Source organism: Burkholderia sp. Ax-1719 (assembly GCF_011753055.1).
Taxonomy (GTDB): Bacteria; Pseudomonadota; Gammaproteobacteria; order Burkholderiales; family Burkholderiaceae; genus Paraburkholderia.
Genome location: NZ_VWWJ01000019.1, coordinates 146,908 through 157,721, shown reverse-complemented (window position 1 = coordinate 157,721; position 10,814 = coordinate 146,908). Strand labels below are relative to the sequence as shown.

Annotated in this window: 11 protein-coding genes; 8 read left to right on the top strand and 3 right to left on the bottom strand. The window is 64.5% G+C overall.

What is annotated here, in order from left to right:
* A partial coding sequence (locus tag F3J17_RS36065) for a hypothetical protein (protein ID WP_205194967.1) occupies positions 1-204 on the top strand: 204 nt, incomplete at its 5' end.
* Positions 205-273: 69 nt separating this feature from the next.
* Here F3J17_RS36065 and F3J17_RS26320 read toward each other — a convergent pair.
* The gene (locus F3J17_RS26320; RefSeq protein ID WP_167066014.1) at positions 274-1,050 is read right to left on the bottom strand and encodes an enoyl-CoA hydratase; all 777 of its coding nucleotides are present in this window, start codon (positions 1,048-1,050) and stop codon (positions 274-276) included.
* Between the two features lie 139 nt (positions 1,051-1,189).
* On the opposite strand from F3J17_RS26320, the gene paaN reads away from it, so the two are divergent.
* From paaN to paaK, 5 genes are all read left to right on the top strand, one after another.
* Complete coding sequence (gene paaN, locus F3J17_RS26315; RefSeq protein WP_167066011.1) at positions 1,190-2,890, top strand: phenylacetic acid degradation protein PaaN; 1,701 nt, start codon at positions 1,190-1,192, stop codon at positions 2,888-2,890.
* A gap of 97 nt (positions 2,891-2,987) precedes the next feature.
* On the top strand, positions 2,988-4,190 hold the full coding sequence (pcaF, locus tag F3J17_RS26310) for a 3-oxoadipyl-CoA thiolase (RefSeq protein ID WP_167066008.1): 1,203 nt from the start codon (positions 2,988-2,990) through the stop codon (positions 4,188-4,190).
* A gap of 36 nt (positions 4,191-4,226) precedes the next feature.
* Positions 4,227-5,018 carry a 2-(1,2-epoxy-1,2-dihydrophenyl)acetyl-CoA isomerase PaaG gene (gene paaG, locus F3J17_RS26305; RefSeq protein WP_167066005.1) on the top strand — a complete coding sequence of 264 codons (792 nt, stop codon included), beginning with the start codon at positions 4,227-4,229 and terminating at the stop codon, positions 5,016-5,018.
* 1 nt (position 5,019) lies between these two features.
* Entirely contained in the window at positions 5,020-5,499 is a 480-nt protein-coding gene (gene paaI, locus F3J17_RS26300) for a hydroxyphenylacetyl-CoA thioesterase PaaI (RefSeq protein ID WP_240161166.1), read from the top strand.
* 53 nt (positions 5,500-5,552) lie between these two features.
* On the top strand, positions 5,553-6,851 hold the full coding sequence (paaK, locus tag F3J17_RS26295) for a phenylacetate--CoA ligase PaaK (RefSeq protein WP_167066002.1): 1,299 nt from the start codon (positions 5,553-5,555) through the stop codon (positions 6,849-6,851).
* Between the two features lie 71 nt (positions 6,852-6,922).
* On the opposite strand, the gene F3J17_RS26290 is transcribed toward paaK, so the two are convergent.
* Positions 6,923-8,242: an MltA domain-containing protein gene (locus tag F3J17_RS26290; RefSeq protein ID WP_167065999.1), complete on the bottom strand. Its 1,320-nt coding sequence runs from the start codon at positions 8,240-8,242 to the stop codon at positions 6,923-6,925.
* A 122-nt stretch (positions 8,243-8,364) separates the two neighbouring features.
* Positions 8,365-8,739 carry a Co2+/Mg2+ efflux protein ApaG gene (gene apaG, locus F3J17_RS26285; RefSeq protein WP_167065996.1) on the bottom strand — a complete coding sequence of 125 codons (375 nt, stop codon included), beginning with the start codon at positions 8,737-8,739 and terminating at the stop codon, positions 8,365-8,367.
* Positions 8,740-9,081: 342 nt separating this feature from the next.
* Between apaG and rpe the strand changes: the two genes are divergently transcribed.
* Entirely contained in the window at positions 9,082-9,777 is a 696-nt protein-coding gene (gene rpe, locus F3J17_RS26280) for a ribulose-phosphate 3-epimerase (RefSeq protein WP_167065993.1), read from the top strand.
* A complete protein-coding gene (locus F3J17_RS26275; protein ID WP_167065990.1) occupies positions 9,774-10,481 on the top strand; it encodes a phosphoglycolate phosphatase in 708 nt (235 codons plus the stop codon). The genes rpe and F3J17_RS26275 overlap by 4 nt, the downstream gene beginning before the upstream one ends.
* Positions 10,482-10,814: the final 333 nt, after the last annotated feature.

Below are 10,814 nucleotides of genomic sequence, written 5' to 3'. Positions count from 1 at the left end.
ACCAGCGATCCAGCTACCGGCGGGTTCTGCGTTGCTGCGTCTGCAGCAGAGAAACGAGATTATGCAGACTCTTTTCCGATCCGTCAACATCTTTTTTTAGGTCGCTGCTTAAAAGCAGGAAAAGATGCCGCCGGAGCGGCCCGCCGTTTCTCGCGGCAGGCTTCGCTGCCGATCAGGCTGGACAGCGAAGGGGGCGAATCTTAGCGCTACTCACGCCAAGCCGCAAGGGGTGGCGAAAGGAAAATTATTCGCCCTCCCCTCGCGGCCAAGCACTTACTTATTCTTGAACGCCGGTTTGCGCTTTTCCACGAACGCGGCCATCCCTTCCTTCTGATCTTCCGTCGCGAACAGCGAATGGAACATGCGACGCTCGAAGTGCACGCCCTCGGCGAGCGTCGTCTCGTAGGCGCGGTTCACCGCCTCCTTGGCCATCATGACCGCCGGCAGCGAGTATTCGCTGATCGTCGTCGCTGCCGCGATCGCCTCGCCCAGCAGATCTGCCGCCGGAATCACACGCGACACCAGCCCGGCGCGTTCGGCCTCCGCGGCATCCATCATGCGAGCGGTCAGACAGAGATCCATGGCCTTCGCCTTCGAGACTGCGCGCGGCAGACGCTGCGTACCGCCCGCCCCCGGAATAACGCCGAGCTTGATCTCGGGCTGGCCGAACTTCGCCGTATCCGCCGCAAAGATCATGTCGCACATCATGGCCAGCTCGCAGCCGCCGCCCAGCGCGAAACCCGCGACTGCAGCGATGATCGGCTTGCGGATCGAGCGGATCGTCTCCCAGTTGCGCGTGATGTAGTCGCCCTTATAGACATCCATGAAGCTGTAGGTCGCCATCATGCCGATGTCGGCGCCCGCCGCGAATGCCTTCTCGCTGCCCGTAATGACAATCGCGCCGATGCCCTCGTCCGCGTCGAATGCCTTTAGCGCTACGCCGAGTTCATCCATCAGCGCGTCGTTGAGCGCGTTGAGCGCTTTCGGACGATTCAAGGTGATCAGACCGACTTTGCCGCGCGTCTCGACCAGAATGTTTTCGTACTCCATGCGTCCTCCTTCCATCTAAAGAAAGTCCCCAAAAAATTTTTCACGCCGAACTTTGACTAATGCTAACATTTGCCAACCAACCGGTCGGTCAATTAATTGGCACGGGCCTCTCTACCCACCCCTCAATTCAAGTCGAGCCATGACACATCCGTTGTTCGCCAAGCACGAAGGCCAGCTGCAGAAAGCGTTGGCCGCCATCGAGACGCGCGGTTACTGGAGCCCGTTCGCCGAAATGCCGAGCCCCAAAGTGTACGGGGAAACCGCCAGCGCAGATGGCGAAGCCGCGTTCAAGGCCCACTTGGACCGCACCTTCGATCTCGACCAGCCGTCGACCGGCGAAACCGTGGGCAGCGAGGCCTCGCCGTTCGGTTTCAAGCTCGGCGCGCGCTATCCGAAATCGACGCCCGACCAGCTGATCGACGCCGCCCAGAAGGCGCAGCGCGACTGGCGCGCCGCCGGCCCGCAAGCGTGGGTGGGCGTCAGTCTCGAAATTCTCGAACGCCTGAACCGCGCAAGCTTCGAAATTGCGTTCAGCGTCATGCACACCACCGGCCAAGCCTTCATGATGGCCTTTCAGGCAGGCGGCCCGCACGCCCAGGATCGCGCGCTCGAAGCCGTCACCTATGCGTGGGATCAGCTGCGCCGCATCCCCGCCGACGCGCACTGGGAAAAGCCGCAAGGCAAAAACCCGCCGCTTGCCATGCAAAAACGCTTCACGGTCGTGCCGCGCGGCGCCGGTCTCGTGCTCGGCTGCTGCACGTTCCCGACCTGGAACGGCTATCCGGGCCTGTTCGCCGATCTGGCGACCGGCAACACCGTGATCGTCAAGCCGCACCCCGGCGCGATCCTGCCGCTCGCGATCACGGTGCGCATCGCGCGCGACGTGCTGCGCGAAGCCGGTTTCGATCCGAACGTCGTCACGCTGCTGGCGACCGATCCGAACGACGGCGCGCTTGTCCAGCAACTCGCGCTGCGCCCCGAAATCAAGCTGATCGACTTCACCGGCAGCACGCAAAACGGCGACTGGCTCGAACGCAACGCGCACCAGGCGCAGGTCTACACCGAAAAAGCCGGTGTGAACCAGATCGTGATCGACTCCGTTGACGATCTGAAGTCAGCCGCGCGCAATATCGCCTTCTCGCTCTCGCTCTACTCGGGCCAGATGTGCACCGCGCCGCAGAACATCTATGTGCCGCGCGACGGCATCCAGACCGCCGAAGGCCACGTGAGCTTCGAAGCAGTCGCCCAGGCAATTGCCGGTGCGGTCACGAAGTTCGTGGCCGATCCGGCTCGCGCCGTTGAAGTGCTCGGCGCGATCCAGAACGACAGCGTCACCGCCCGTATCGACGAAGCCCGCACGCTGGGCGCGGTGCTCGCCGACAGCCAGACGCTTGAGCACCCGCAATTCCCCGGCGCGCGCGTGCGCACGCCGCTCGTGCTCTCGCTCGACGCGGCACGCGACGCCGCCTCGTTCACGCGCGAATGGTTCGGCCCGATCTCGTTCGTGATCGCCACCGATTCGACCGCGCAATCGCTCGACCTGGCCGGCGCAACCGCACGCGATCACGGCGCGCTCACGCTTTCCGTCTACAGCACGAGCGACGATGTGATTGAAGCCGCCCACGACGCCGCGATCACCGGCGGCGTAGCACTCTCGATCAATCTGACGGGCGGCGTGTTCGTCAATCAGTCGGCGGCTTTCTCGGATTTCCACGGCACCGGCGCGAACCCGGCCGCCAATGCCGCGCTGGCCGACGCCGCATTCGTGGCGAACCGCTTCCGCGTGGTTCAAAGCCGCGTTCATGTTGAACCGAAAGCGGCTCCCGTGGCAGTCGGCTGAACGGCCTATGCCGTTTGGCCGAATGGCGCACGAATCCCCTTCCCACTAGCATGATCGGCACGAGTGCATTTCCGCGCTCGTGCCGCAGGAATCCGAGATGACCGAAGCCTATATCTGCGATGCGATTCGCACCCCGTTCGGCCGCTACGGCGGCGCCCTCAAGGACGTGCGCGCCGACGACCTCGGCGCGGTGCCCATCCGCGCGCTCGTCGAACGCAATCCGGGCGTGGACTGGCGCGCGCTCGACGACATTCTGTATGGCTGCGCGAACCAGGCCGGTGAAGACAACCGCAACGTCGCGCGCATGTCCGCGCTGCTCGCGGGTCTGCCGGCGGACGCGCCGGGCGCGACGCTTAACCGCCTGTGCGGCTCGGGCCTCGACGCCGTGGGCAGCGCCGCACGCGCAATCAAGGCGGGCGAAGCGCATCTGATGATCGCAGGCGGCGTGGAAAGCATGACGCGCGCGCCGTTCGTCATGGGCAAGGCCGCTTCGGCGTTTGCGCGCGAAGCCGCCATTTACGACACCACCATCGGCTGGCGCTTCGTCAACAAGCTGATGAAGCAGCAATATGGCGTCGACTCGATGCCGGAAACCGCTGAAAACGTCGCGGTCGATTTCAACATCAGCCGCGCCGATCAGGATGCGTTTGCGCTGCGCAGCCAGCAAAAGGCCGCACGCGCGCAAAAAGACGGCACGCTCGCGCAGGAAATCGTGCCGGTCGAGATCGCGCAGAAAAAGGGCGATCCGGTGCGCGTGACGCTCGACGAACATCCGCGCGAAACGTCGCTCGAAGCGCTCGGCAAACTTAAAGGCGTGGTGAAGCCGGACGGCACGGTCACCGCGGGCAACGCTTCGGGCGTGAACGACGGTGCATGCGCCCTGCTGCTCGCCAGCGACGCCGCCGCCAGCCAGTACGGCCTGCGCCGCCGCGCACGCGTGCTCGGCATGGCCACGACCGGCGTTGAGCCGCGCATCATGGGCTTCGGCCCCGCGCCCGCGACGCAAAAACTGCTCAAGCAACTCGGCATGACGCTCGACCAGTTCGACGTGATCGAACTCAACGAGGCGTTCGCTTCGCAAGGGCTTGCGGTGCTGCGCGCGCTCGGCGTAGCGGATGACGATGCGCGCGTGAACCCCAACGGCGGCGCGATTGCGTTGGGCCATCCGCTCGGCGCCTCGGGCGCGCGGCTCGTGACCACGGCGCTGCATCAGCTTGAGCGCACGCAAGGCCGCTACGCGCTGTGCACGATGTGTATCGGCGTCGGTCAGGGGATTGCGCTGGCGATCGAACGCGTCTGAAGAACGCCCCGTATCGGATGAGACAGGAGACAAGCAATGCCCTTTGAATCGATCCGCGTCGATATCGACATTGCCACGCGCGTGGCCACGATCACGCTAAATCGCCCGGACAAGCTCAACAGCTTTACGCGCGCGATGCACGGCGAACTCGTGGAGGCGCTCGACGAAGTGGAACAAGCCGGTGCACGCGCCCTCGTGCTCACGGGTGCGGGACGCGGCTTTTGCGCAGGTCAGGATCTCGCCGATCTCGACTTCACGCCGGGTGCGATGACGGATCTTGGCGATCTGATCGAAGCGCATTTCAACCCGCTCATCAAACGCCTGCAAGCGCTGCCGATGCCCGTGATCGCCGCCGTCAACGGCACGGCTGCCGGTGCGGGCGCGAACCTCGCGCTGGCGTGCGACATCGTGCTGGCCGCACGCAGCGCCAGCTTTATTCAGGCGTTCGTGAAGATCGGTCTCGTGCCCGATTCGGGCGGCACGTGGTTCTTGCCGAAACGCGTGGGCATGGCGCGCGCGCTGGGTCTCGCAATGACCGGCGACAAACTCAGCGCCGAGAAAGCCGAAAGCTGGGGCCTCGTCTGGCAAGTAACGGACGACGCAGAACTTGCCGCCAGCGCCACAACGCTCGCCGCGCAACTCGCGAAGCAGCCCACGCGCGCCATCGTCGCCACGCGCGAAGCGCTGCGCGCATCGGCTACGAATACGCTCGCTCAACAGCTCGATCTCGAACGCGATCTGCAGCGCGATCTGGGCAACTCGCACGACTACGCGGAAGGCGTGCAGGCCTTCATCGAAAAGCGCGCACCGCGCTTCGAGGGCCGTTGATATGTCCACATCGACATCGACTTCGACTTCCGCTTTCTCGCACGCCGGCATGTCGCCCGACGAACTCGCCCGCGCCACCGCGCAGTCCATGTATGAGGCCGACGGCTGCAGCCGCGCGCTCGGCATGGAACTGCTCGAAGTGCGCGCCGGCTACGCGCGCCTGTCCATGGCCGTGCGGCCCGAATTCCTCAACGGTCATCAGATCTGCCACGGCGGCATGATTTTCACGCTCGCCGATTCGACCTTCGCGTTCGCCTGCAACTCGTACAACATCAACACCGTTGCGGCGGGCTGTTCGATTGAATTCCTGCGCCCGGTCCAGCCCGACGACGTCCTCACCGCCGAAGCCGTCGAACAGGTGCTTTCGGGACGCAGCGGCATCTACGACATCCGCGTGACGAATCGCGCCGGTGAAACCGTGGCGATGTTCAGAGGCAAGTCCGCGCAGATACGCGGCACCGTGATTCCCGTCGAAGCGTAAGGGCGCCACGCCGCCCGCCCCGCATACCATTCTTAAAGCATCCGGAGACAGTCATGACAACCACGCTGCCGCTCGAGCCCATCGAAACGGCCAGCCGCGATGAACTCGCGGCGCTTCAGCTCGAACGGCTGAAATGGTCGCTCAATCACGCGTACGAGAATTCGCCGGTCTATCGGCGCAAGTTCGACGAAGCGGGCGTGCATCCGTCCGAACTGAAAACGCTCGCCGATCTCGCGCGCTTTCCGTTCACGACCAAGAAGGATCTGCGCGACAGCTATCCGTTCGGCATGTTCGCCGTGCCGCAGGAGCAGATTTCGCGTATCCATGCGTCGTCGGGCACGACGGGCAAGCCGACAGTGGTGGGCTACACGGCGAAGGACATCGACACGTGGGCGAATCTGGTGGCGCGATCGGTGCGCGCGTCGGGCGCGAAGCGCGGCGACAAGGTGCATATCAGCTACGGCTACGGTCTCTTCACGGGCGGTCTTGGCGCGCACTACGGCGCGGAGCGCGCGGGTCTCACGGTGATCCCGTTCGGCGGCGGCCAGACCGAAAAGCAGGTGCAGTTGATTCAGGATTTCCGCCCCGACATCATTATGGTCACGCCGAGCTATATGCTCGCCATCGCCGATGAAATGGAGCGTCAGGGCATCGATCCGGCGTCCACGTCGCTGCGCATCGGCATTTTCGGCGCGGAGCCGTGGACCAACGATATGCGCACGGCCATCGAAAAGCGCATGGGCATCAAGGCCGTCGACATTTACGGTCTTTCCGAAGTGATGGGTCCGGGCGTGGCGTCAGAGTGCGCGGAAACCCAGGACGGCCCGACCATCTGGGAAGACCACTTCTATCCCGAGATCATCGATCCGGAAACCGGCGAAGTGCTGCCCGACGGCGAATTCGGCGAACTGGTTTTCACCTCGCTCACCAAGGAAGCGCTGCCGATCGTCCGCTATCGCACGCGCGACCTCACGCGCCTGCTGCCGGGCACCGCGCGCACGATGCGTCGCATGGAAAAGATCACGGGCCGCTCGGACGACATGCTCATCATCCGTGGCGTGAACGTGTTCCCCACGCAGATCGAAGAACTGCTGCTCAAGCAGCCCGCGCTCGCGCCGCACTATCAGATCGTCCTCACCAAGGAAGGTCCGATGGACGTGATGACGCTGAACTGCGAGCCGTGCCCGGAAACGGCGCCCGACTACGGCGCGCTCGACGCCGCCGCCAAGGCGCTTGCTTACGACATCAAGGCGCTGATCGGCGTGACGGCGAAGATCAATGTGCTGGACGTGAACGGCATCGAGCGTTCGGTTGGTAAAGCGCGTCGCGTGGTCGACAAGCGGCCTAAATAAGCTCAAACGTCGTCCAATGAAAAAGCCGGCTTGCGCCGGCTTTTTTACGTCATGAGCGAAAGAACAGACGCTCAGGAGTTCGGGAACAGCAGCCACATGCGGCCGCCCTGCTTCATCTTCCCGGCCAGATCCCCTGCGTCGTCGCCGAGCCCCCAGAAATAGTCGGCGCGCACGCCGCCCTTGATCGCCGTACCCGTGTCCTGCGCGAACACCAAACGGTTGAGCGGCTGGTTCGTGAGCGGTCGCGTGGTCTGCAGGAACACCGGCGTGCCAAGCGGAATCGACGACGGATCGACGGCGATCGAGCGCTCCGGTGTGAGCGGCACGCCGAGCGCGCCGATCGGGCCGTCCGCGCCGCCTTGCGCCGAGCCTTCGCCGGACGGCATTTCGCGGAAGAACACGAAGCGCGGATTGGTGTCGAGCAACGCATCCACGCGCGTCGGATTCGCGCGCGCCCAGGCTTTGATGCCTTGCATGGTCGCCTGCGCGGGCGTGAGTTCGCCGCGATCGAGCAGCCAGCGGCCAATCGACTTGTACGGCTGGTTGTTGGTGCCGCCAAAACCCACGCGCATCACGCTGCCGTCTTCCATGACGACGCGCCCCGAACCCTGCACCTGCAGGAAGAACGCCTCGATCGGATCGTCGACCCAAACGAGCTCGTTGCCATTCAGAATGCCCGCGCGTTCGAGTTGCGCGCGCGCCGGCAGCGCCGAGCCCGCACGATAGCCGGACGGCCAGCGATACAGCGCCGTCTGATAGATACCGTGGCGCGTGCGCGAGCCGTGCAGCAATGGTTCGTAGTAACCGGTCACGAGGCCGTCGAGCGTGCCGTCGTTATTGGCGAACTGATACGGCGTGAAGTACGTCTCGAAGAACGTGCGTGCGCCGGACGCGTCGAGATCGTCGAGTTGCTGGGCCGCCGCGCAGGCGCGCGACCAGCGCGGTTCACGCGCGAGTCGCGTGCAGTTGGCACGCAGCGCCGCCGTCGCGCCGATCAGCGAATCGTCCTGCCAGCCTGGCACTTGCTGCCACGCAACCGGCGTAAGACGCGCGGCGGCGATCTGTCCGGGCAGCGCGGGCGCGCCCTTGGGCGGCGCGGTGCGCACGTAGTTCGAGCCACCGCATGCCGCCAGCAGCGCGGCCAGCGTCGCCGCTCCGGCCCAGCCTGCAACCTGGCGGCTCAGCCGCGCGCGCATGTGTTTCGAAATGAACCGGCGCACGGACGCGCGCGCCGCCGTTAATTCCGGCATCAGGCCGGAAGCGCGCGCCAATTCTGGCGCACAATCTGCGTTGTTTTCGATGGAAGCCACCATGTCTGATCTGCTCGACGAATACCCGATGCTCATGTTTGGGCTGGAAGCGCTGATCGCGCTATTCCTGCTGATTTTCATCGTTGTGTGGACCGCGTCGGGCAGGAAGAAGCGAGCCCCGCACGACCGGCGTGACTAGCAGACCCCAAATTCGGGCAACGGTTCAAAACCGTGAGTGAGAATGCGCGCGTCAACGCTTCGGTTCAGTGAAGCGTGCGCGGCATGCGCAGGACGAACTCGGGAACAGGCGCCTCGAAACGCTCGGCGTCCTCGGCCACGCAGAAATACTCGCCGCGCATGGTGCCCACGGGCGTGGCGATCACCGCCCAGCTGGTGTATTCGAATTGCTCGCCGGGTTTGAGCAGCGGCTGATGCCCCACCACGCCGAGCCCCTTCACTTCCTGCACGTGGTCTTCGCTGTCGGTGATGACCCAGTGGCGCGCGATCAACTGCGCGCTCACCTGCCCGGTGTTGCGAATCGTCAGCGTGTAGGCGAACGCATACTGGCGGCGCTCCGGGTCCGATTCTTCGGGCAGGTAGCGGACCTGCGAGGTCACGCTCAATTCGTACTGACTCATCCTTGTTCCAGGTGCCGGGCCTCGTGGCCAGTTTAACGGTGCCAATGGTATTAGGCGGCCCGCCCGTCATGCGGGGGACATGGAATGGCATTCTGCTTGATGCGCCCGCCCCCCGCAACCCGGCATCGCCCGCACAGCCGCCACCGGCGCGGCTCCCCGGCCTCGCTTGCACGCCATGCGAAGCCGTTATGCGCAACGTGGGTTCGCACCAGCACGGTGCAGGCGACGTTCAAGGTCCTGGCCGAATGGCCAACGTCGTCGCAAAACGGCCCACGCGCGCCCAGGCCGCCCGCTGCCTGGCGGTAAAATGTCGTTTTCCCGTCTGTCTTTCCGATTGCCGCCATGACGCAATTCCGCATCGCTCCCAGCATCCTCTCGGCCGACTTCGCACGGCTTGGCGAGGAAGTCCGCAACGTCGTCGCCGCTGGCGCCGACTGGATCCACTTCGACGTGATGGACAACCATTACGTGCCGAACCTCACCATCGGCCCGCTCGTGTGCGAGGCGATCCGCCCGCACGTGGACGTGCCCATCGACGTGCATCTGATGGTGCGCCCGGTCGACCGCATCGTGCCCGATTTCGCCAAGGCCGGCGCGAACCTCATCAGCTTCCATCCGGAAGGCTCGGACCACATCGACCGCACGCTGTCGCTGATCCGCGATCACGGCTGCAAGGCGGGTCTGGTGTTCAATCCGGCCACGTCGCTGAACTACCTCGACCACGTGATGGATAAGGTCGACCTCGTGCTCATCATGTCGGTGAACCCGGGTTTCGGCGGCCAGTCCTTCATTCCCGAAGCGCTCAACAAGCTGCGCGAAGCGCGCGCGAAGATCGACGCCTACACGGCGCGCACGGGCCGCGAAATCCATCTGGAAGTCGATGGTGGCGTGAAGATCGACAACATCGCTGCAATCGCGGCTGCGGGCGCAGACACCTTCGTCGCCGGTTCGGCCGTGTTCGGCCATCCGGACTACAAGGCGGTGATCGACCAGATGCGCGCGCAGCTCGCCACGGTCAAGGGCGCAGGCGCGCAATGAGCGGCCCCGTCAAGTTCACGGCGCCGCGTATCGAAGCGGCGCTGATCGACCTCGACGGCACCATGGTCGATACCGCCGACGACTTCGCCGCCGGCCTGAACGGCATGCTCGCCCAGTTCGACGCCGAGGAAACGACGCGCGAAGAAGTGATGGGCTATGTCGGCAAGGGTTCGGAACATTTGATCAAGAGCGTGCTCGCCCCGCGTTTTGCGCAGGAAGACGCCCAGGCGCGCTTCGACGAAGCGCTGGCGCTCTACCAGGACGAGTACGCGAAGATCAACGGCCGTCACACACATCTGTATCCCGATGTGGAAGCCGGGCTTTCGGCGCTGCGCGACCAGGGCATTCGTCTGGCCTGCGTGACCAACAAGCCGCATCGCTTCGCGGTGGAACTGCTGCAGCAATACGGCCTCGCGCGCTACTTCGAAGTCGTGCTGGGCGGCGACAGCCTGCCGAAGAAGAAGCCTGATCCGCTGCCCATGCTGACGGCGTGCGAGCGTCTTGGCGTGAAGCCTCAGGCTGCGGTGGCGATTGGCGATTCCGAGAACGACGCCATTGCGGGCCGCGCGGCCGGTATGGCCACGCTCACGGTGCCCTATGGCTACAATCACGGCCAACCTGTACAAAAAATTGAGTCGGATGGTATAGTTGCCTCGCTGCTTGAGGCCGCAAAGGCCATCGCAGCACATAATCTTCTGACCTAAGTTCTGCACTTACCGTCACTACCCTCATGTTTCTGAATAAAAAACGGAGTCTGAGCAGCATCGACCGGGGAGCCTGGCCCTGGCGTCGCTGGTCGCGCTAACCTCACTCGAGGTTCGCTGAAGTCGTGCGCAAGCGCTTCTTCAGCTCCGTTTTTTACTTCGCTGCGCGCTCGCGCGTGTTTCGTCTCTCTCGTCTCTAAACTGTTGCGGTTTCCCGTCGGTGGGTTTTGCCGTGGGCTTTCGCCGTCCTTGCATGCCGGTTTCGCGCATGCCGGGCCGCCAGCGCCTACGTCACGCATCCGCCGCCGATTCTCCGCACACCGGCCCGGCAAG

Coding starts and splice junctions, on each gene's coding strand:
- F3J17_RS26320 (WP_167066014.1), bottom strand. CDS start 1,050: ATGGAGTACGAAAACATTCTGGTCGAGACGCGCGGCAAAGTCGGTCTG.
- paaN (WP_167066011.1), top strand. CDS start 1,190: ATGACACATCCGTTGTTCGCCAAGCACGAAGGCCAGCTGCAGAAAGCG.
- pcaF (WP_167066008.1), top strand. CDS start 2,988: ATGACCGAAGCCTATATCTGCGATGCGATTCGCACCCCGTTCGGCCGC.
- paaG (WP_167066005.1), top strand. CDS start 4,227: ATGCCCTTTGAATCGATCCGCGTCGATATCGACATTGCCACGCGCGTG.
- paaI (WP_240161166.1), top strand. CDS start 5,020: ATGTCCACATCGACATCGACTTCGACTTCCGCTTTCTCGCACGCCGGC.
- paaK (WP_167066002.1), top strand. CDS start 5,553: ATGACAACCACGCTGCCGCTCGAGCCCATCGAAACGGCCAGCCGCGAT.
- F3J17_RS26290 (WP_167065999.1), bottom strand. CDS start 8,242: ATGAAAATCAGCAGGAATAGCGCGATCAGCGCTTCCAGCCCAAACATG.
- apaG (WP_167065996.1), bottom strand. CDS start 8,739: ATGAGTCAGTACGAATTGAGCGTGACCTCGCAGGTCCGCTACCTGCCC.
- rpe (WP_167065993.1), top strand. CDS start 9,082: ATGACGCAATTCCGCATCGCTCCCAGCATCCTCTCGGCCGACTTCGCA.
- F3J17_RS26275 (WP_167065990.1), top strand. CDS start 9,774: ATGAGCGGCCCCGTCAAGTTCACGGCGCCGCGTATCGAAGCGGCGCTG.